The following is an 18,416-nucleotide window of genomic DNA, read 5'->3' on the forward strand; positions in this document are numbered from 1 at the left end:
GTGGTGCAAACACCGTTGCGGGCCGTTGCGCTGTAGAGCGCACCGACATACAATCACGGTACATCCGCGCTTGTCAATCGGTCCGACATACAATGGTTCTGGAAGAGAAAAAGACCGCCGTCTTCCAGGTCCGGATGCGACCGTCAGTGAAGGCCGCCGCGGAGAAGGCTGCCGCGGATGACAACCGCTCGCTGGCCGCACTGATGGAACTGCTCGTGATCGAGCACCTGAAGGCGAAGGGCTATCTGAAGTGAGAAGCGCGCTAGCCGCCGGCATGCTGCTAATTTGTAGCGCGACGGCGGCGCTCGCCTGTCAGTGCACCGGGTGCGGTTGCAAAGGCGGCCCTGGCTTCCGTGGACCGAGCGGCCAGTGCGTCAGCTACAAGAAACTCGACACGGTTTGCGGCTCACCCCCTACGACGCGATGCGTCTTTGAGCACCACAAACAGGAGTGTGAGCACGAGGGGCCCATGCCTGACGAGAGAGGCATGGCGCGCTACCGTCGCAGCATCGAGTCCATTCCGCACTGATCGCAGCCCGCGTCATCCTCGTCGACGAGAACGGCGAGTGGCCGGGGGTGCGGCTTCGGAATTGAGTAAGCGCTAGAAGCTTAGCGCTAGACCGGACAGAGAATTATGTTAGCGAACATCTCACTCTAGTAAATTTGTAGCGATTTTATTAAGCTGGACTCAAGTTGAATTCTTTCGTGTATCGTCTGCCGGACAAATAGATATTCGCCGAGTGTAGTCCCCAGATTTTAGACTTAAAGGGGGCCACGCGAACAACGGCGACCGCTGGTATTCCTATATTTTTTTGTATCAATCCAATATCGCTTGCGAACAGGGTATTCTCTGCTTCATCGTTTATTTGAAAAGTTGCCTCAAATTGCCCTTCTCCATCTTCAATCAGGAAAATGAAGGTTAGAGCAGGTACAGCCTCAGGCTCTCCATCCTTGTTGGTCGGCAGATTTACACCGCCGCCAGGGAAGAACCCTAGTATAGCTAGTTTATTACCATGCTCAAGCCGAACTTCATCGCATAGCATGAACCGGACGGCGCTGTCTTTGGGCGGGATCATATGCTATGCAGCGACCTGATTATTGTCGACGGCACCAATTTTTACATCTATAGGAGCCGCGCCCGTACGAGTTACGCCAGGGCTTGGCATGTAAATAGCACTTGTAGATGTTGTGTTCGACCAGAGACCTGAAACGCCCATGCTCGCAATAAAGATATCCGGACGGCCGCCCACCACTTGATCGCCGTTATCTCTCTGATTGAACCGAAGCCAACGCGGAGGGCCAGACACAGCCATCTTGGCAATTGCCATTGACAGGGGGACTGCCAAGCCGCCTCCAATCACAACGACGATGAGCGCGGCAAGAAGGAAATCACGCATGGCTACCTTCCGTAGGCAAATGGCACGACGTTCAAGCCTATCACAATGACAGACACAACCACAGCGCCCAATATGGGGCCGGCAATGCCGGGTTTGTAGGTTTTTGTGCGGCGGTTAAAAAGCCGGTCCATACGGTCTTCAATCACAATAACTGATATAATCCAAAAACAAAAATCCAACAATAGAAGAAAAACAAAAACAGAAGCTATGTCCTCTTTAAATAGTGGTGTCACAAATTTCTTAAATTCCTCGATCTGAGATATGACAACTGCATCAAAAACTATCATAGTAAGAATTACGTCAGCCGCTGCGCTTTGTGGTCGCTTGAGACATATGCGCAGCACACAGTTTGCTCCGACCGAAAGCAATGGAACTACTATAGCGGCTATCCAAAACGACAGATGGCTCATAACCCTGCGGGACGATCCAAAACCGCAGACCGACTTAGAGCGGAACGATGTGGTTGCCAACCACTATCCAGAGATTATGTTTTCGAAGGCTCGCCCACTGTCACCGCCCGCATTGAAGCCATAAATCAGCGCCGATCGCATATTCTGTGGCGCCCAGATGTAGTCTCGACACGGGTACCACAGTCGCTATCTTGCCCCATGCGCACAGCCCTCGCCGCCCTCGCTCTCGTCGTCGCTGCCGGTGGGGCGCAAGCAGGCGAAGAGCTGAACGAAGGCTGGTGGATCGTGGCCGGCTCGTTCCGACAGAGTGGTGCCGACCGCAACGACGCTTCGATCGCCAAAGCCTCCAGCGGCCTCAAGCGGTGTGGCTTCAAGCCGTTCAACGATTTTTCGGACAAGTTCGCCGGTTTCGCGCCAGGCTTCGATGTGGTCGTGACAGGACCCTACACTGAGCATGCTGAGGCTGACGCGATCGTGGCTCGGGTCCGGCGCTGTGTGCCTTCTGCCTACGTTAAGAGCGCTCGGTATCTCGGCGAGTAGCGCGGTTCGGCCGATCGTTCCTGCTACTCCTCGATCTTCCCTTCGTAGGACGGGCACAGCACCTTGAAGAGGCTGATAGCCTGATTGTTGTCGTCGCCGCACATCGGCGTCAGAGGCAGCTTGTAGGCGTTCGACCAGTTGGGTCCAGACGTGCTCAGGGTGCCAGTCTTGCAGTTCGCAGTGGCCCGCAGCGGACCTGACTTCTCAGCCTCCCGCATGAATTCCTGGGCGCAGCGCTGAAGCGCGGCACCAGTCGGGGGCTTCTTCCCGGCGGCACTCCCGAGCGAGTAGTGGCAGTAGGTGATCGCGTCCGGCATCGCGTGCTGAGCGACCATCCGCGCCCGCGGGGTGTCCAAGCCCTCAATCTCGGTGACGGTGGCTGAGGCGCCGCGACAGGTGCCCGCGTACTCTAGGGCCACCGAGGGGCCGAGCGACAGTACGAAGGCCAGAACGGTTGGGGCGACGATGCGCATCGCATCAGCGTAACAGGATCAGAAGCAGCCTCAAGGCTCACTTAGCGGCTAGCCCAGGAAAGGCCTTCAGAGTTATCTCAGTTTCGGTCGTCGTGCCCGGCATTGGTGAATTCGGTTGAATAGCATGCACTACGCGCTCTCACTCCTGGCTTTGTGTACCGCTGTTGGAGGAGTGCATGCTTCAGAAAAGGCTCTGCCTTGGCAGCGGTATGCTCGGCTTTCGTCTCCAAACACCCGGCTCGAAATCCTAGGTCCGACCGGCAAGGCAGTCCCTGCTGGTACGGCACAAAAGTGGCTTATCGGTCATTCAGAAATGAACGACTGCTCAGTCGCTGATGGTGCTGGCCCAAACGTCCAGATCACATGCGTTCGACGAGGGAAATACTACGATACCCCAGGCAAGCCCATGAAATTGGTATTTACCTACACAGGCACTTTCCCTGCACCAAACACGCTGCTCATTGTGTCTGGGACAACAAAAGGCAATCCTCTCCTAGGCCAGGATTTAGTTGACCACTTCCGTGATGAGATCGAGGAGTGAGGATGCCGCAACCGAAATTGATCTTTGCGATGCGCACAACTATCGCCGCCGTCGCGCTCATGGTTGCTACCGGCGGGGCGCAGGCTCAGAGCACAGCGGACATCGCGGCCTGCCGGGACGTGAAGGACTCGCTGCTACGCCTACGGTGCTTCGATGATGTCTCAAAGCCAGCCGCCCAGGCGACGCCCTCTGCGGGTGCCAACACAACTAAACCGAAGGTGTCTAACTTCGCGGCCTACGCCGTCGCTCCATACCGCGGACCCATAGGCCTTCCGGATTTTCGGGGGCGTGATCGCCAGCATGCCTCGTACAGAACCCGCATTCTAGCCGGTGCTAAGGCCGGCCCGAATTTCGCGGGCCACCTCGCTCTCGTGCCGATCGGCTGTGGCTCAAGCTGCGTCTTCGTGCCGGTGGTCGACGTGCAGACAGGGCGCGTGATCGACTCCCCTTTGGGCGGCGAAGACATGCTGTCGCTCGACATGAAGTACCAAACCGACAGCCGCCTGATCGCTGCTCGCTACATCTCGAACGAGCGCTGCAAGTTCGAAGAGATCGTCTGGACGGGAGTCGCGTTCCAGAGAGGCACCGTCAGGGACCTTGGTGATCGAGAGGCGTGTTATGCGGACAACTAATCTGCCTTCGCCATCTGCCGCCCGTGGTTCTGAACCACGTCGCGGAAGAGGGTTGGCCTGAGCGGGTCAGACATCATCCCCCGCCGGCTGCATCTGACGGCCGCGTGTCTGCTTGATGGTCCGGAACAGGGCGCCGCTGGCATCGGCCTTTACCCGCGTGTCCGGGCCGGGCTTATCGATACGGATATTGACCGCTCCTTCTACGTTGGGCGTTACGCCCACGCCGTTCGCGCGCAGAGATCTCTGCAACAGGGATCGCTCACCCACCTTTGGCGCCATATCGGAGCGGATAGCGTCCTGCTCAGCCTGGCGGGCTCGATAAGCTCCTGCGAACCCCGCGCCATCGGCATCGATGTGACCGGGCTTCAGAATGCGAGGGAAGCCATTGGGGAGGGTGTTGCCAGCATCGCCAACCTCGCGCCCCGGCCCGACACGCATAGCGTTCCGCACGGCGCCTGAGCGGCGGTTGATGACCGCCGGGGACTCGAACTCCTTGGTAATGGAGTTGGTGTCGTGCTCGATGTCGCCGGTCCCCCGGCCCATCAGGATCGCCTTGGTGCGTGGATACTTCCCGGACATGGCCTGGTGGACCATCTCGCGCATCTGCCCTTCGGCCGAGTTGCGTGCGTAGCCGTTCGCTTCAAGCCACCGCACCATGTCGCTGCGTCGCGCGCCGCGGTAGTTGCCCCAGCCTTTCGGATCCCGAGCGCCGTAGATGTCGTAGCCGGTTCCCCCGTCGTGGATCTTGTTCGGGTCCAGGCCGCTCTCCATCGTGGCCTGCCCAACGAGGTGCGCCGCGGCCTCTCGAAGCTTGTCCTCCGGCACGCCTTCGCGACGGAGCTGATCCATCGCGTAGCCCATCATTTGGCTGGTTCGGGCAGATCCGGCACTACCTCGGCCGTCATCTCTGGGTGTATCCTCGCCCCGCAATATCCCGCCGACTCGCTCAGCGGCGGCGCCACCACGGTTCGCCCGAAAAGCATCGAACCGGCGCCGTACAACGGGATCGTTGGGGTCAAGGGGCAACGAGCCGCCTTCACCCCCTGGCGCGTAGATGCCGCCTCCGCCGCCCAGCATGCGCCCAACGCGAGCCGCAGCGGCTGCCCCACCAAGGCTCGCCGTATGAATGCGAGCGCCCCCGAACGCACCGCCGGCCGATGCATCAAAGCTTTGCTGCTGGACCGTCGCGCCCCCCTCGCGGATGCGCTTCAGTTCATCCGTCAGCCGCTCCATCTCGCGACGAAGACGATCAGCCTGATCACGGGCACGGTCGTTGTCCGTGCCACTCTTGCGCAGCAGATCGAACTGGCCGAGCTGCTGCTGAATGGCGGCAGTGCGGTCCTCTATCTCGCGTGCACGACCGGCGTTCCGTCGCAGGTTTTCGTTCTGCTGAATAGCCTCTGGGCTCGCTGACTGCCCGCGCATCTGCGCGTCCAACGCCTCATCCAAGGCGGTGGGCGCCTTGCTCGCAGGAGCATTAGTTCGCCTTCCGACACCCGCATCGGCCATGCGGTCAATCTTGTCGAGCTTCTTGCCGGCCTCCGAGAAATCGAAGTTCTTGAGGTCGTTCAAGGCGCCTAAGGCGAGAGCGGCGGCACGGATCGCCGTGCCGGTATCCCGAGCGGCTTGCCCAACCTCTTTGAACATGCCGACGATAGGGTCAGACACATCCTTATTGCCGAGATCCCTCAATAGCGTGCGGATCTCGGTGACTGCCTCGGTTACATCGCCCTTGAGGGTCTTGAAGCCATCTCCGGCCTCAGCGAACGCCCTGGTCCAGTCAATTGATTTCAGCCAAGTCGCGATATCGCGGATCGCCTCAACAATGGCTGGCGTGACGCCCTTCCGCTCATCATCAAGGAATGCTTTGACCGCCTTAGCCGCTTCCGTCAGGTTCGGGGTGGCCTCGCGCGCAATGGCGTCGCCGAGCTTGCTGAACGTGCCCTTCAACCCGTCCATCGCCCGGGCGTAGTCTTCCGCGTTTTTGATATCCTGCGGAGACAGAACACCGTTATCGCTACGGAACTTGTCGATCTGCTGACGAAGCGTTCCAAGGTGCCCGTCTGCAAGGCGCGCGGCTTCCGCGATGCCAAGCACTTCCTGAGCGTACTTCCGACGCGCGACTGGATCAGACACGCCCTCAAGTCCCTCCAGCGCCTTGGTCAGCGCCTCGGAGTTGTCCTTTGAGTGCATGATGGCGTCAGCGAGGTCGTTGAAGTACTTGCGACCTTCAGCGCTCGTCCCCTGAGTGCGCAGAAATTCCATCAGCGGGCCGATGCCGCGCCGGGCCAAGCGCGCGTTCTCGGCGAATTGCTGGAACGCAGTGGCGGACTGTCCCGCATCCACGCCGACCTTGCCCAGGATGCCCTGCATCTCGCGCAGGGTCTGAGCCGCAACGCCGGTATCACGGGAGAGCTGGCCCAATTCCTTGGCGGACGAACCAAAGTTGCGCATGGCCGCGCCGATGCCAGCCAGCGCCGCCGTTACCGTGAGCGCAGTGATACCGACTGAACCGAGCGCGGGATTGACGACGCTCGTAGCAGTACGACCGACCGACTGCATCGACTGCTCGACGCGGCCGAACCCCTTATTCAGGACATCAACATGCCCTGCGCCCTCTTGCGCAAAGCCGCGAAGTGCATTTTGAATGCTCTTGAGAGGGCCGGTAGACTTGTCGATGACCTCGGCAGTCATCCGCAGAGCTTCTTCTTGGCTCAAGGCGCGCTCCTACTTCTGCGGATGAGTGATGGGGTTCGGCGATGCCGCTGCAGCAAGGCAATCAAGATTGTCCGCCATGGCCACAGCCGCCTCGGCCGCCGTCTCAAGGGTCGCGACTTCGAATGCCGCCGTCAGATCCTCGCGGGTCACGCCCGGCCAGCGGGTCATGATCGTCTCGACAACCTCGGCCTTCCATGCGGCCTCGGTGTCGCCGATGCCGGTGCTGAGCAGGTAGTCGGCGATCACAGCGACGCGGGTCATGGCTACCGGCGGCCGATGGCGTCGCCGAGCTGCTGGCGCTCTGCCTCGAAGGCAGCAACATCACGCTCGACACCGCGGCGGATCTCAGCATGCCGCTCGCGCTTCTGCGCCTCAGTCAGGCCCGGCTGCGGCTGGCCGAGCTGCCGGATGGCAGTCTCGTGCCGGCGGGCATGGAGGAAGCGGGCCTGCGTCTCCTCGCGCTCGCGGATGCGGCGGATCTCGACGAGGGCGGCATCGATCTCCGCACCGATGTCGGCGCGGGCGCGGGCCTGCTCCTGTTCCTCAATAGCCGACTGACGCTTCTGCCACTTCCGGAAGGCTTTCTCTGAGATCATGGTCGGTCCTCCCGATCTAATCGTTGAAGCGCGGGCTGCCCCAGAACGGAGCGGCGTAGATGTACGAGTCCGGGCCTTCGACGCCCGGCAGGTTAGTGAAACTGATCACGGAGCGGTGCTCGACGGCCGGGAGTCGGGGCAGAGGCAGTTCGATCGTCTCCTCGTGCCGGATCCACTTGTCCCGCTCGGAATGCAACATCGGGCAATCGTACGGGCCAGCGCGCAGCCCTGTTTTCCGGTTGACGTAGTATTCGACGGTCTGAGTCCGACCTTCGAGACCGCGATACAGCTTGCCGTCAAACACAGGCTCTAGCTGCACGCTCAACGGCTCGGCGTCCGCCGGCAGGAACTTGTTGGCCTCAAAAACAACATCCCGGAGCTTGCTGGCTCGGCGCAGGATCTCGGCGAGGGCCTTGGCTGCCGGGGCGTACTCCTCAACGATGATGGTGCGGGCTTCCGCCAGTGCCTTCTCTGCCTGCCGGTAGGACGCGCGGCGGCGAGCCTGCTCGGCTTCGGCTTCGGCGTCCTCAATCTCGCCCGCCAGGCGGGTGCACTTCGTCTCGGCGACGGCGACCCGGCGCTCAACGGCGGCCACGGCGGTCTCGTGCGCTTCCAACTGGGCCACGTCCTCTGAGGCGAGCACGTCGTCGCGGCGCTCGGTTAGATCAGTCTGCGCGCGAACAGCATCAGCCCGTTCAGCCTCTGCCGCATCGAGGTCACGCCGCAGTCGTTCGAGGTCGGCGGCATCCGCCGCGCCGCCCATCGTCTCTTTCCGCTTCCGACTGACCTGCGCCATGCTCCACCTGTAAATCTTGTGCGGCTCACCAGTGCCTTAACCGGCCGTTGCTATGGCTGCGGAGCCCGGAGGCACTGTTTGGTTGTTCGGCCGAGCCGCTAGCCGTCAAAAGGACGCTCCGCCGATAGATGCAGCAGAACAAAGCAATACGGCACGCGCAACGCCGCATTCGCGGCAGATACGGAAATAAGAGAAATTATCAGAAATTTTGCTTCAGAAGCACGTCCAAGCGGCGAACTGATACTCGCCAGCGCTTGCCGTACATTTTGCCGATCCCACGCTCGCGGCACCACCGCGTGATCGTGTCGGCATGGCGACCGGCGCGGGCTGCAGCGTGGGCCACCGTCAACAGGTCCGGGTGCGCCGCAGAGGCCGGCCACGCGCCCGCCTCGGTGCCCGGAGGAGCGATCCGCCCGCAGTGAACGAGGTAGGCAGCCAGCCGACCCTGGCAGGCTTGCAGGTTAGCCTGGGCCGCATCCACGTCGGCGAGGAAACCGGCGAGGGTCGCGTCGGGGACGGAGGGGACCGGGCTGCTCATGCCGACGCATCCGGCGGCGCCCGCCAGTAGGCCGTGCTGGTGAACCAGGCGTCGAGCGCGTCGAGGTCGAGGGGCAGGCCCGCGACCTTGGCGAGGGCAGACCAATCCGCCTCCGAGTAATCGAGGCCCAGGCTCTCCAGCGCGCCGTAGCCGTTGGCGGTGTCAGGGTGACCATGCTGGGCCAGGAACCGAGCTGCGATGCCATCGGCCTCAACGGCAACGGCCTGATCAAGTCCGTAAGCGACCTCCAGCGGCGCGCCGAACTCCACCGCCATGCGGGCGGCGTAGGGGCCGATCGCGCGGATTACCTCGGCAAGGCCGGCGTGTGCGAGCGCCAGCGGATCGGCGGCTGAGGTTTTTTCCAGATCTGGGAAAAACTCGGAACGGGGCTTTTGCGCGCTCGGCCCCTTGGCCTTCCCACCGCGGTAGGTTTCCGCCCGGCCGCCCAGCAACTGCTCTGACGCCTCGACGTTCACCAGCCCGTCGACCGTCAACACGATGCTGCCCTTGGCCTCCCATCGGCCAACCGTCGAACGGTTCACGCCATGACGGCGGGCGAAGGCGGCTCGGGTCTCAGTTGTTGCCATGTTGCGTGTTGCCTGTTGCGCGGCGTTGCGTGTTGCCGGGTTTTCGACCCCACCGCCTGGATATTGTATTCACTCGAACGGACCCTCCCCTTGGGGGAGCCCTCCGAAGAACCTTGGAACTCACTCTGACCGGTCACCCTCCCTGCGGAGATCCCCGCTGGGTCCCACCTCACTGGGCAGAGGCACTGGCAACGGCACGCCGGACCAGCTCGCCATCGATGACGCGCTCGACCGTCTGCCACCAGCGGTCCTCCTGGTCCGACAGCATCTCGCCGTAGCAGGTGCCCAGCACCACCATCGGCACGCCGGGGTAGGCAGCCTCGGCAGCAGCCAACGGGCACTGTCCTGCCTTCTCGGCCTCGGCCATGGTGCTGATGATGGCGGCCTTCACCTGATCCCTGATGGTGATGCGCATCTCAGCCTCTCCCTGCATCGGTGGTCAGTGCATCGAGTCGGGCGATGTTCTCGACGGCGTCATCCCTGATCCGCCGCAGCACGTTGGCGGCCATCTGGAAGGCCATGTCCCGCTCATCGACCGACATCTCAGGCCAGCGCTGGCGGACCTCGCGTTGAGCCTCAGCGGGATCCTCGGGCAGGCGTCGGCCCTCTGCGATCAGGAAGGCCGCCAGGGTGGGCGTGCGGTTCATCGCTTCCTTGAGGAGGAAGACAGCGAGATCGGCCGAAGCGTCGGTCACCATCAGGCGGCACGCTTCATGGCAGCGGCAGGACCGGCTGGACCGGGGCCGTCATCTAGGGTCGGGAGCGCAATGCCGTCTGCCTTCAGCTTCTCCCTCAGGGCTTGGCGCATCCACTCGGCAGACGAGGTGCGGGCCTGACGGGCGGCGCGAGCAACGGCGTGGTTCAGACCGGGCTCAGCCCTGAAGCGGACGGGTTCGCTGAACTCGATACGGTCGGCGGACATCTCGGGCGCACTCCGTGTGCAAATGATGTCCCAAGATGTGTTATCATTTGAAGTCCAATTGCAAGCCAACGACTTGTGCCGGCCAGTCGTCCGCCGTCGTTCGCTGTTATGCTTAGGTGTTCGCCGTTGTATTCTGTTATGGTTGTGCTGCGTTGTTCTGTCGCGCCGCTTTGAGCTTCCGCTCTTCCTGTATGTCTCGGATCGCGATCGCGATGTCGATCGCAGGTACGTTCTTGATCTTCGGAATGAGTTCGAGCAGCAGCGCGCGAGGCATCTTCTCGGCTAGCATCTCGGCCACCTTCTTAGCGGAAGCCTTCCGATCCGTGTCGGTTAGGTGGGCGTAGTGCTTCGCCCACACGCCGCGGATGATGTCGTTCCGCTGCGGCTTGGTGATGTAGCCGAGGCGGAATAGCTCGCGGGCCGCGCCCTCCTGCCAATCGGGGTTGTCTTTCGCTTCGTCCCACACCTGCTTCAGCTCGGTGAAGTCGTGCTCGGCCTCGGGCGACAGGGGTTTCCGAGATGCGGTAGCCCGCTTCGGTACGGTCGCCTCGGCGGCGGCCTCGCGCACGCTCAAACCCGCAACGCGTTGCGCTTTTGCGGAGTCGCCTTCGACATGCCGGGCGATCCGCATGTAGAGCTGCGCCGTCCTGGGCGAGACGGTGGTGTTCAGCCGGAGCCACGCGTCCCAGCCGCCGTGCGGGACGGTGTCCTTGGCCTGGGCCAGAAGCCTGCCGCACTCAACGGCGTACCGGGCGCCCTCGCGCTTGGCAGCCTCGACACCGGCATGGGCCGCGTTGATCGCACCGGCGATATTGGAATGGGTCATCACGAATCCTCCGTTGCTGATGAATGGTGCCGCTTGCGCCTGAGCGCAGTCACTCGGCCGCCGCGCGCTTCAGCCACTCCAGCGCACCGTCGTTCCGTGCCTCCTCGCGCCAGTCGCCGACGACCACGATGCCCTTGGTCTTGGTCCAGCCCCTGAACCAAGTGTCGAAGGAATCGGGATTGGCTGGATAGCCACGGCCTCTCTGATCGCCTTCCACGACTGCGATCCAACAAGGCCAGTTGCCCCCGCAGCCCATGATCGTGTGCGCCTCGCGGCCAAGCAGATCGGCCCTGACGGACCGCTTATGCGGGGGCGTGATGTCGAGTTTGTCCTCTAGGCTAACCAGTGGTCCCGCGCTGGCCTTTACGCAGCGCGAGATGGCGGAGATCGTGAACACCGTGACGATGTGCTTGTTGGTGCGCTTGGACCGGCGCTTTGGGTCTGAGGCCACGATGGTCCCGCGGACCTTCGCCCGATCCGCCACCTCCGCAAGGTGATCGAGCATCGGGGTGATCATGTCCTCTAAGGCGCGCCCAGTCCCACGCGCGTCCAGATTTATCTTACCCCCCTGTGCCGTTTGTGCCGTTTGTGCCGTTAGGTCAGTTTTCAAAGCTATTGGCGCAAATGGCACTATTGGCACAGGGGGGTAAGATCGCGCTGAAACCGGGCTATCGACAAAAGGGCGGGTGACGGCGACCTCCGGGTGCACTTCGTAGCCCTGAGACTTCCGGCCCTTCACCTCGCCGGCTCGGGTGAAGCGCGGGCGGATCAGGCCCGCCTCCACGAGCTGCTTACAGGCCGCCTCCATGTCGGCGGCGTCGCGCAGCATGCCGCCGATCTGACGCCGAACCTCGCGCGCGTTGAACTCGGCGATCCGGTTCTGCCGGAGGTGCTGGGCGAGCAGCATGCCGCGCCGCTCGGCCACCGGAATCACGGCGTCCCCAAACACCCGCTCGGCCATCGGCAGGAAGTAGGCGTTCAACAGGTCTGCAGCCGCCGTTACCGCGTCGGGCGAAATCACCTTCGGCTCCGATTCCTCGGTGCCGCCACACCACCACAGATACTCCAGCACGGCGGACAGGCGCAGACAGTGCCCGCGGGCCTTGCCGAGCGTACCGGCGAGCAGGCCGCTAGCCATGTGGCAGCGTTCGACGATCTCCCTGGCGAACGCCTCCAGCCGATCCTCCGCCTCGCGGGCGAGCGGCACGATCACCGGCTCGGGATGGCCGAACTCATCGTGGAGCTGCAACAGGTCGGTGAGCCGGGCGAACGCGCGCTGCATCGGCCCGTCGTCCTGCGCACCGCGGGCGAGGTGGAACTCGGGCTTGGTCTCCGGCCACGCCCAAAGGAGACGGGAGGCGAGCCCGTCGTCCGGTCCGTTCAGGATCATCTCCAGCTTGTCGGGCTGGACGCCACCAAGCACGCCGATGCTGAGATGCCGGATCCGCAACGGCTCCGGGTTCTTCATCCGGTCCACGACGTAGGCGCGCCCACCATACATCTCGATCGCGAACGCCCTGTCGGATCCGCCGCCGCCGTACTTGTCGAAGGCACCCAACCAGCCGGCCAGTTCGTCGCGGACAAGCAGGAGTCCGCGCGGAAGGCCAGCGGCGAGCGCGCCCAGCGCCTCGACCGTGGCGTCTGCGACCCGGATCCGCGGCCGGACCGGCGCGGGCGGCTCCTGCGCGTCGGACGGCATGGCGGGCGCCGGATCTCCGCTTTTCACGGCGGTTTTGACCTCCACCTTCCACGCCTCGATCCGCGCCTCGCAGGCCTGCTTGGCGGTGGCATGCTCCTGCTGAACCTGTTCAAAGCCATCCGCCATCCGGTCTTCGGCGAACCGGACGAGGTTAAAGGCCGCATCCATGCTCGGCGACTTGGATGAGGACGGTGGCCCGACCTCGGCGCACCACAAAACCGGCGGCTCCGACCACGCGGTACCGGCCTGCGGCCAGCGCACGTTGGCGATGGCGGCGCCGACGCTGGCAAGCAAGGCCACCGCCACGTAGTCGACCGGCGCGGACGCCCCCTTGGCCTTACGCTCGCACCACCCGGCCCACGGACCGAGCAGATGCAGCGGGAACGGCGGCGGTGCGCGTCGGCCGGTGCCAAGCAGGTTCAGATCAGGCTCCGGCCATCCATCTTTCCTCCCTGTGCCGATAGTGCCGTTGGCGCCGTTAGGCCTATCGTGATCACCGTGACGGCGATCGTCGTCCAGCGAGCCGCTGCGATCCAACTCGGCCGCAAATTCTTGCGCTCTCATGGGCGCACCTCCGCATTTGAATGACGGTGGGAGGCGGGCGTGGGCTGTCGCCGCTGGCGCTCGCGCTCGGTCTGTTCCGCGAGATCGCCGAGCAGCCCAAGGGCGGCCCTGAACTCGGCCGCCGCGCATTTCAGTGTGTACCGGAGGCCGGCATCGTCACGCAGGACGGCGTAGTCGTTGGCCATGTTCGCGCGCATGGCGACCATCGCCATCAGCTCGGCGATGTGGGCCCGGTACTTGTCCGGATCACCGTAGTCGTAGTCTTCGGGATTGAGGGAGGGGGCGCTCATGCGCGCCCCCAACGATCCGTAGTAGTGAGCGCCAACTCAGCAACAAGGTTGGCCACCGCCGGCGTCAAGCCGAAGCGCTTGGCGAGCGTGGATGCTTGTAGAGCGAGGGGCTTCGCGGTATCTACGAACTTGTCAGCCGCCACAGCAGACAATTCGAGACCCGCCATCGCCCCGCGCGATGCGCGGGTTTCTTGCTTCATGGCTTATGCAGCCTCCTTCACGGCGATGCGCGCGTCGAAGAGGTCGAGGGTTTCCTCACTCCAGAGCCGCCGGCCGTTCACGATCAGATCGGGCTTCGGGAAGTTGATCTTCCCGTCATGGATCCAGCGCCACAAACCCATCTCCGAGATCCCGCCATAGCGACGGCGGACCTGAGTTGCGGTGCAGTAGAGCTTCTGTCGAACGCTCATCTTCACACTCCCAAACGCGCGCAAACTCTCGCGCTCGAAAGCAATATGCTTCGAACAAATACTTGAGGCTATGTCGATGATTGTGGGTTAGTTGGCCGCAATAACCTGCGACCAACCTGCCGCTAATTGTCAGTCGGGAACTGCGGTCAACTGACCCCTAATCGCCCGCAGTGGATCCAGGGTTATGCCGATGCCCAAACCGTTGCCGGTAAGCCTTGCCAAAATCTGCGAGTGATGGATCCGACTTGAAGCGATGTAGTCTAGCTAAGGCGTTGCCATTGACGGTGTTGCCGTCGCTCTCTGCGTATCGCGGGTTGTCCTCAAAGATTATCTTCAGCCGGCCCGCCTCTAAGGCGTCCTTGAACCCTTCGTTCAGCTCCTCGTTTCGCTCCCAATCCCGTAGCGCGCCTTCCGAAATGCTTGTCTGGGCACTGACGCGTCGCCGCGCGATTTGTTTGGCAATCCCCTGGCCATGCAGGAAACCGACGTGTTCCAATGCGCACGCCCGCATTTGATCCCAGGTCCAGGCGTCGCCGTGCCGGCCGCCCTCGATGGGTCTGACGAGATCATGCACCTCGCCTTCATCCAACGCATCGAGCGCAGATCGCAGCTCATTCAGCAGCCAGCGCGGGAGCAATAGCGGCGCTGGTTCAATGGCATCCCGGTGCAGAGGTGAACCGGATTCGGCGCAGTAATCGAGAAGAGCCTTTAGCGGGGTGCGAGGATGATCCCAATCTGCGCGATTGGTGAGAGACAGCACGATGCCATCCTCAAGCATCCAGTCGGCGAGTTCGACCGTGAGCAGTTGCCATAGTAGCCGGCCCCTAGAGGCTGTGAGCAGCATAGCCACAACATCGCCCCGGTTCTTCGCGAACCGGTGGTCGCTGCGAGCTGCAAAAATCGCCTCTATGCCCTGTATGATCCTCGTTCCTTCGCCGACCTTTTCTTTCTGAAGGATGCCAGGAAGGTAGGCTTCCCACAGTTCGTCGAGGCGCTTCTCTTTCCAGTCCTTATCCATGATCTGCGGCCTCACCGACGATCACTTCGACGAACTGAGCCCATGCCTCCAAGGCCGCGCGTTTTTCCTCAAGGTACTGATAGCGATTGTAGATCGCCGCAACGCCACTTATCGCACCAGATGCGTGATTGAGCACTGCTTCGGTGACGTGGATTGGAAACCCGAGCCTCGCCATGCCAGTGCTGCCGGTGCGCCGCAGGTCGTGCAGGGTCCAATGCGGCACATCGACCTTATCGGCATCACGTCCTGCGGCATCCGCCTCTTTGCGGGCAAGGTCCAGCATGACAGCGTCGAGCTTCTTCTTGTTCTTTCCGTAATTGCTCGAAGGCGTGCGCCCATCCGTCGTGAGAACGAACTCAGCTGAGCCATGAAGGCGGGGCACGCTCTCAATTATCGCCATCACCCGCTTTGGCAGCGGTACCAAATGCTCCCGACCGTTTTTGGTCCTCGCGCCCGGTAGCAGCCAGCCGTCCTTGTCCTCCAACTCCCGCCAAGTCATTCGTGCGACCTCGTCGCGGCGCTGGGCCGTCAGCAGGAGGAACTGGACGAGGGTGCCGAACGGATAACCGACTCGCTCGGCCGCCTGCCAAACGAACCTCACCTCCTCGTCATTGAGCACGCGGACACGGCTATTCTCTTGGACCGGCAGCTTCAATTTTAGAAAGGGCGTCGTCTCGATGATCTCCCTGCCGAACGCCCAGTTGAACAGCGCGCGGGTTCCCGAGAAAACCCGGTTCGCGCCTACGCTTAGGCCGGAGTCGACAAGTGCGTCGGTAAGAGCGATGACGTCCTTACGTGTAATTTCACCCATGCGCCGCTCGCCCCAGCGCGGCAGGATATGGTTTCGAAACATCGCCTCAGTTTCCGCGGCGTGGCGCCCCCCGCTATTTGGCTTCAGGTGTCGCTGAACGTACTCATCAACGACAGCGCGAACCGTGCCACGCTCTGCCGCCTGAGCTGCCTCCATTGCAGCCTGCTTCTCGACGATGGGGTCCTTGCCGCGGGCCACCATCTGAAGCGCTTCGCGCCCGGCCTCCCGGGCCGCGGACAGGTCGAACAAGGGGTAGGGGCCTATTGTGTACTTCCGGGGCTTTCCGGCGATCCGGTAGCGCACCGCCCACGACTTCGCGCCACTCGGCTGCACCACGAGGTAGAAGCCGGGCAGGGCGGCGTCGGGGATCTCGATGCGCCGCTCAGGCTGCGGCTTGAGACGCTGGACGGACTGCATGGTTAGGACCTTCGCGACCACCAGACGCATCCTCTCGGGTAACAGCAGGGTATCGCGACACGCCCGTTAAAGAGCGTTCGGGGCTGTTAGCCAATGTGGAGCATATGGTCAGAAAGCCAAGCGATGACGGGGCCTTAGCAACCAAAAATCTGACCGGGACTGTTCGGGACTGTTAATTGCAAGAACATGTCTACGAATCTGGGGGTCAGAGGTTCGAATCCTTTCGGGCGCGCCACTTCCGTATAGAACTACGAACACCGAGCGTGGCTAATGAGGCCGCACCGATTACGGCGACTTCCAGGTTCACTTTGCTGACGATCCGGATAACGTTGGCATCTACCTCGATCCTGTCGACGACCGCCTGCAGCCACGCCTTTCGAAACGGAACTTCGCCAGTCGTCACGTTCGCGCGCATCAGTTGCCCGAACTTCGCGACGATTTCAGGTTCGATCTCGGCCGGCGCACGCTCGGCCACATGGATCCGGTCGAGGGCGGTTCGAGCCCGCTCCCGCTCCTCCTTCAGCACCGCTAGATGTTTGGTCCCGGCATTTGGCGGAGCGGGTTTGATCTGAAGCGTCCGGGCTCGGCGGACCATGCCTTACAGCTGGCCTCGTGGGGCGTAAGACCCCGCAGGGTCTTCAGGCGGCGGCAGAAGTTGCAGGCGCTGACGAAGGCGGTCAGATGGGCGCGGAGCTGCTCGTGGCGCTGCCGTGAAGAACCCGGCCCATAGCGCGTCCCTTCACTCCAACGTGAAGATTGCACCATCAAACCCTGGGATCAGACATCTGATCAAAGCCAGGGGCGCCTGTCTCGATTCGTGAGCGGTCCCTCCGGCGATGTCCGTCGTGTTGCATCCGTTGTCCGGAAGCGGACGGGCAGCTCCCCGAGCCGCCGTGCGAAACAGGGGGCTGCGCTGGACACGGCGGGCACCGTTCCACCCGCCTACCCGGTCTGGCACCCGCGCAGCTTCCCGATGCCGAACGAGCGCGGCTGAGTGCGGGAACCGGGCGGGCCGGACGCGACATCCCAGTCCGCCGCGTCGCTTTTGATCGCGTCGAAACCCAATCAGCTTTCCGGCTGTCGGAGTTGGCCGTTGAAGAGCAGGTGCCGTACCGCTTCCGTCGTTTGATTGACGGCGCCGAGGCGCACGATCAATTGCGCCGCACGGCTGCCACGAAGGCCCGCAAGCGTCAGATGCTTGTCGCGGACGTAGGTGTACATGCCGCTGACCGCGAAGGCGGTGGCATGTCCGATATGCCGCTTCTGGTCGTCGGCCGTATCGGCGAACCGAGGCGACTGGAAGAAGCTGCGGCGGGCAAGGGGCGTGGCGAAGGTCAGGTCGAGGATGGCGAGGCGCTCCCGCTCGGGTGGCACCGTGTGCAGCACGTCCGGCGCGGGTGGGGCTGGGGCGGCATTGTCGTAGGGTTCGGGGAGATGCAGCCGGACGCGAAGCAGTGCCGGGTCGGTCGCCAGCATCGCGGCGAGGCGCGTCACGCAGGCGGCGAAGGCTTCGGGGTCCTTGGTGCCGGGCCCAAGATGGACGTGCATCCGGTCGAACACGTCATCGCCGTTGGGGTTCGGGTTCTGGATTCGATCGACCAGGGTGCGCGAACCGGCGGGCAGCGCATACGCGACCGTAGCCGCGAACATGTTCTGCTCGTCCGAGAAGAGGATGGACGAGGATGCGTTGAACAGCGCCTGGTCGTCCGTGTCCGCGAAGCCGATCTCCACGCCGCCATCCAGCACGTAGTCGGGGAACGGCGCGATCCCGTCCTGACGCGGCCAGAGGTGCGCGTCCTGCGCGCGGTCGAGGTGATACTGCACGTACCAAGCAAGACCCGGAACGCGGGAGCAGAGCGGCCCATGCACGTCACGCCAGTAGGTCGCGAACACCTCATGCGGTACCTGGGGGCGACGCAGAACGGTGGTGTAGGTGTTCACGGCAATCGCGGCATCGCGGGCCGCATGATCGGCATGAAGGTCGGTGGCCATGTCAGGGGTCTGTTCCGTAGGATCGAGAGGGGACGACTGGCACGCAAACGCGCGAAATGATCGTCTGGCGCGTCGTCCGGATCCTGTAATTCGGCGGAGCCGGACCGACGGCCTAACGATAGGACCGTCTCGCCAGCCGGATGTCTGAGCTCGGCATGGGTGTGCCTGCGTGAGACACGCCGGGCGATGTCCGCGTCATCGCGGTTGCGCCGGGACGCGAACCGGCAGAAACCCAGCCA

General features: G+C 62.9%; 24 protein-coding genes and 1 pseudogene. 3 read left to right on the plus strand and 22 right to left on the minus strand.

Annotated elements, in window-relative coordinates; all coding sequences use genetic code 11:
• Positions 1–92: 92 nt before the first annotated feature.
• Positions 93–254 (plus strand): hypothetical protein, encoded by a 162-nt coding sequence (locus tag AAHG09_RS14555; RefSeq protein ID WP_342108062.1) that lies wholly within the window; start codon positions 93–95, stop codon positions 252–254.
• Between the two features lie 423 nt (positions 255–677).
• Here AAHG09_RS14555 and AAHG09_RS14560 read toward each other — a convergent pair whose 3' ends face one another.
• Genes AAHG09_RS14560 through AAHG09_RS14570 form a run of 3 tightly spaced genes read right to left on the minus strand, consistent with a single transcriptional unit; the run spans position 678 to position 1,807 of the window.
• The gene (locus AAHG09_RS14560; protein ID WP_342108063.1) at positions 678–1,076 is read right to left on the minus strand and encodes a hypothetical protein; all 399 of its coding nucleotides are present in this window, start codon (positions 1,074–1,076) and stop codon (positions 678–680) included.
• A gap of 3 nt (positions 1,077–1,079) precedes the next feature.
• Positions 1,080–1,397 (minus strand): hypothetical protein, encoded by a 318-nt coding sequence (locus tag AAHG09_RS14565; protein ID WP_342108064.1) that lies wholly within the window; start codon positions 1,395–1,397, stop codon positions 1,080–1,082.
• 2 nt (positions 1,398–1,399) lie between these two features.
• Positions 1,400–1,807, minus strand: coding sequence for a hypothetical protein (locus AAHG09_RS14570; protein WP_342108065.1), 408 nt, complete (start codon positions 1,805–1,807; stop codon positions 1,400–1,402).
• 198 nt (positions 1,808–2,005) lie between these two features.
• Between AAHG09_RS14570 and AAHG09_RS14575 the strand changes: the two genes are divergently transcribed.
• Positions 2,006–2,347, plus strand: coding sequence for an SPOR domain-containing protein (locus AAHG09_RS14575; protein ID WP_342108066.1), 342 nt, complete (start codon positions 2,006–2,008; stop codon positions 2,345–2,347).
• Between the two features lie 23 nt (positions 2,348–2,370).
• Here AAHG09_RS14575 and AAHG09_RS14580 read toward each other — a convergent pair whose 3' ends face one another.
• Complete coding sequence (locus AAHG09_RS14580; RefSeq protein WP_342108067.1) at positions 2,371–2,820, minus strand: hypothetical protein; 450 nt, start codon at positions 2,818–2,820, stop codon at positions 2,371–2,373.
• A gap of 543 nt (positions 2,821–3,363) precedes the next feature.
• On the opposite strand from AAHG09_RS14580, the gene AAHG09_RS14585 reads away from it, so the two are divergent.
• Positions 3,364–3,993 (plus strand): hypothetical protein, encoded by a 630-nt coding sequence (locus AAHG09_RS14585; RefSeq protein WP_342108068.1) that lies wholly within the window; start codon positions 3,364–3,366, stop codon positions 3,991–3,993.
• A 66-nt stretch (positions 3,994–4,059) separates the two neighbouring features.
• Here the strand turns inward: AAHG09_RS14585 and AAHG09_RS14590 are convergent, their stop codons facing one another.
• The 18 genes and pseudogenes from AAHG09_RS14590 to AAHG09_RS14675 all read right to left on the minus strand — a co-directional run bounded on the left by AAHG09_RS14590 (position 4,060) and on the right by AAHG09_RS14675 (position 18,177).
• Positions 4,060–6,711 carry a phage tail tip lysozyme gene (locus AAHG09_RS14590; protein WP_342108069.1) on the minus strand — a complete coding sequence of 884 codons (2,652 nt, stop codon included), beginning with the start codon at positions 6,709–6,711 and terminating at the stop codon, positions 4,060–4,062.
• Between the two features lie 9 nt (positions 6,712–6,720).
• Positions 6,721–6,972 carry a hypothetical protein gene (locus AAHG09_RS14595; RefSeq protein ID WP_342108070.1) on the minus strand — a complete coding sequence of 84 codons (252 nt, stop codon included), beginning with the start codon at positions 6,970–6,972 and terminating at the stop codon, positions 6,721–6,723.
• 2 nt (positions 6,973–6,974) lie between these two features.
• Positions 6,975–7,307 (minus strand): hypothetical protein, encoded by a 333-nt coding sequence (locus tag AAHG09_RS14600; protein WP_342108071.1) that lies wholly within the window; start codon positions 7,305–7,307, stop codon positions 6,975–6,977.
• A gap of 16 nt (positions 7,308–7,323) precedes the next feature.
• Positions 7,324–8,103, minus strand: a complete 780-nt coding sequence (locus tag AAHG09_RS14605) for a hypothetical protein (RefSeq protein WP_342108072.1) — start codon at positions 8,101–8,103, stop codon at positions 7,324–7,326.
• 199 nt (positions 8,104–8,302) lie between these two features.
• Positions 8,303–8,641 carry a helix-turn-helix domain-containing protein gene (locus tag AAHG09_RS14610; RefSeq protein ID WP_342108073.1) on the minus strand — a complete coding sequence of 113 codons (339 nt, stop codon included), beginning with the start codon at positions 8,639–8,641 and terminating at the stop codon, positions 8,303–8,305.
• On the minus strand, positions 8,638–9,228 hold the full coding sequence (locus AAHG09_RS14615; protein ID WP_342108074.1) for a hypothetical protein: 591 nt from the start codon (positions 9,226–9,228) through the stop codon (positions 8,638–8,640). The genes AAHG09_RS14610 and AAHG09_RS14615 overlap by 4 nt, the downstream gene beginning before the upstream one ends.
• 169 nt (positions 9,229–9,397) lie before the next feature.
• Positions 9,398–9,643: a hypothetical protein gene (locus AAHG09_RS14620; protein ID WP_342108075.1), complete on the minus strand. Its 246-nt coding sequence runs from the start codon at positions 9,641–9,643 to the stop codon at positions 9,398–9,400.
• A 1-nt stretch (position 9,644) separates the two neighbouring features.
• A complete protein-coding gene (locus AAHG09_RS14625) occupies positions 9,645–9,926 on the minus strand; it encodes a hypothetical protein (protein ID WP_342108076.1) in 282 nt (93 codons plus the stop codon).
• A 360-nt stretch (positions 9,927–10,286) separates the two neighbouring features.
• A complete protein-coding gene (locus AAHG09_RS14630) occupies positions 10,287–10,976 on the minus strand; it encodes a DUF3102 domain-containing protein (protein WP_342108077.1) in 690 nt (229 codons plus the stop codon).
• A gap of 49 nt (positions 10,977–11,025) precedes the next feature.
• Complete coding sequence (locus tag AAHG09_RS14635; protein WP_342108078.1) at positions 11,026–13,239, minus strand: DUF3987 domain-containing protein; 2,214 nt, start codon at positions 13,237–13,239, stop codon at positions 11,026–11,028.
• Entirely contained in the window at positions 13,236–13,529 is a 294-nt protein-coding gene (locus AAHG09_RS14640) for a hypothetical protein (protein WP_342108079.1), read from the minus strand. The genes AAHG09_RS14635 and AAHG09_RS14640 overlap by 4 nt, the downstream gene beginning before the upstream one ends.
• The gene (locus AAHG09_RS14645; protein WP_342108080.1) at positions 13,526–13,729 is read right to left on the minus strand and encodes a hypothetical protein; all 204 of its coding nucleotides are present in this window, start codon (positions 13,727–13,729) and stop codon (positions 13,526–13,528) included. Before AAHG09_RS14645 ends, AAHG09_RS14640 begins: the two co-directional genes overlap by 4 nt.
• Before the next feature lie 3 nt (positions 13,730–13,732).
• Positions 13,733–13,939, minus strand: a complete 207-nt coding sequence (locus AAHG09_RS14650; RefSeq protein ID WP_342108082.1) for a helix-turn-helix transcriptional regulator — start codon at positions 13,937–13,939, stop codon at positions 13,733–13,735.
• Positions 13,940–14,096: 157 nt separating this feature from the next.
• The gene (locus AAHG09_RS14655; RefSeq protein ID WP_342108084.1) at positions 14,097–14,957 is read right to left on the minus strand and encodes a hypothetical protein; all 861 of its coding nucleotides are present in this window, start codon (positions 14,955–14,957) and stop codon (positions 14,097–14,099) included.
• Positions 14,950–16,206 carry a tyrosine-type recombinase/integrase gene (locus AAHG09_RS14660; protein WP_342108085.1) on the minus strand — a complete coding sequence of 419 codons (1,257 nt, stop codon included), beginning with the start codon at positions 16,204–16,206 and terminating at the stop codon, positions 14,950–14,952. Before AAHG09_RS14660 ends, AAHG09_RS14655 begins: the two co-directional genes overlap by 8 nt.
• Positions 16,207–16,390: 184 nt before the next feature.
• Positions 16,391–16,711: a hypothetical protein gene (locus AAHG09_RS14665; RefSeq protein ID WP_342108086.1), complete on the minus strand. Its 321-nt coding sequence runs from the start codon at positions 16,709–16,711 to the stop codon at positions 16,391–16,393.
• 2 nt (positions 16,712–16,713) lie between these two features.
• Positions 16,714–16,893: pseudogene (locus AAHG09_RS14670) on the minus strand (IS481 family transposase); the annotation flags it as partial.
• Between the two features lie 357 nt (positions 16,894–17,250).
• Positions 17,251–18,177: an EthD domain-containing protein gene (locus AAHG09_RS14675; protein ID WP_342108087.1), complete on the minus strand. Its 927-nt coding sequence runs from the start codon at positions 18,175–18,177 to the stop codon at positions 17,251–17,253.
• Positions 18,178–18,416: the final 239 nt, after the last annotated feature.

The organism is Methylobacterium guangdongense (assembly GCF_038442355.1).
Taxonomy (GTDB): Bacteria; Pseudomonadota; Alphaproteobacteria; order Rhizobiales; family Beijerinckiaceae; genus Methylobacterium; species Methylobacterium guangdongense.

Bases quoted from the DNA above. Each gene is read 5' to 3' on its own strand.
- AAHG09_RS14585 (WP_342108068.1), top strand. From the start codon at position 3,364: ATGCCGCAACCGAAATTGATCTTTGCGATGCGCACAACTATCGCCGCC.
- AAHG09_RS14655 (WP_342108084.1), bottom strand. From the start codon at position 14,957: ATGGATAAGGACTGGAAAGAGAAGCGCCTCGACGAACTGTGGGAAGCC.
- AAHG09_RS14595 (WP_342108070.1), bottom strand. From the start codon at position 6,972: ATGACCCGCGTCGCTGTGATCGCCGACTACCTGCTCAGCACCGGCATC.
- AAHG09_RS14610 (WP_342108073.1), bottom strand. From the start codon at position 8,641: ATGAGCAGCCCGGTCCCCTCCGTCCCCGACGCGACCCTCGCCGGTTTC.
- AAHG09_RS14625 (WP_342108076.1), bottom strand. From the start codon at position 9,926: ATGGTGACCGACGCTTCGGCCGATCTCGCTGTCTTCCTCCTCAAGGAA.
- AAHG09_RS14570 (WP_342108065.1), bottom strand. From the start codon at position 1,807: ATGAGCCATCTGTCGTTTTGGATAGCCGCTATAGTAGTTCCATTGCTT.
- AAHG09_RS14580 (WP_342108067.1), bottom strand. From the start codon at position 2,820: ATGCGCATCGTCGCCCCAACCGTTCTGGCCTTCGTACTGTCGCTCGGC.
- AAHG09_RS14620 (WP_342108075.1), bottom strand. From the start codon at position 9,643: ATGCGCATCACCATCAGGGATCAGGTGAAGGCCGCCATCATCAGCACC.
- AAHG09_RS14635 (WP_342108078.1), bottom strand. From the start codon at position 13,239: ATGAGAGCGCAAGAATTTGCGGCCGAGTTGGATCGCAGCGGCTCGCTG.
- AAHG09_RS14575 (WP_342108066.1), top strand. From the start codon at position 2,006: ATGCGCACAGCCCTCGCCGCCCTCGCTCTCGTCGTCGCTGCCGGTGGG.
- AAHG09_RS14675 (WP_342108087.1), bottom strand. From the start codon at position 18,177: ATGGCCACCGACCTTCATGCCGATCATGCGGCCCGCGATGCCGCGATT.
- AAHG09_RS14565 (WP_342108064.1), bottom strand. From the start codon at position 1,397: ATGCGTGATTTCCTTCTTGCCGCGCTCATCGTCGTTGTGATTGGAGGC.
- AAHG09_RS14615 (WP_342108074.1), bottom strand. From the start codon at position 9,228: ATGGCAACAACTGAGACCCGAGCCGCCTTCGCCCGCCGTCATGGCGTG.
- AAHG09_RS14645 (WP_342108080.1), bottom strand. From the start codon at position 13,729: ATGAAGCAAGAAACCCGCGCATCGCGCGGGGCGATGGCGGGTCTCGAA.
- AAHG09_RS14555 (WP_342108062.1), top strand. From the start codon at position 93: ATGGTTCTGGAAGAGAAAAAGACCGCCGTCTTCCAGGTCCGGATGCGA.
- AAHG09_RS14630 (WP_342108077.1), bottom strand. From the start codon at position 10,976: ATGACCCATTCCAATATCGCCGGTGCGATCAACGCGGCCCATGCCGGT.
- AAHG09_RS14640 (WP_342108079.1), bottom strand. From the start codon at position 13,529: ATGAGCGCCCCCTCCCTCAATCCCGAAGACTACGACTACGGTGATCCG.
- AAHG09_RS14600 (WP_342108071.1), bottom strand. From the start codon at position 7,307: ATGATCTCAGAGAAAGCCTTCCGGAAGTGGCAGAAGCGTCAGTCGGCT.
- AAHG09_RS14605 (WP_342108072.1), bottom strand. From the start codon at position 8,103: ATGGCGCAGGTCAGTCGGAAGCGGAAAGAGACGATGGGCGGCGCGGCG.
- AAHG09_RS14650 (WP_342108082.1), bottom strand. From the start codon at position 13,939: ATGAGCGTTCGACAGAAGCTCTACTGCACCGCAACTCAGGTCCGCCGT.
- AAHG09_RS14560 (WP_342108063.1), bottom strand. From the start codon at position 1,076: ATGATCCCGCCCAAAGACAGCGCCGTCCGGTTCATGCTATGCGATGAA.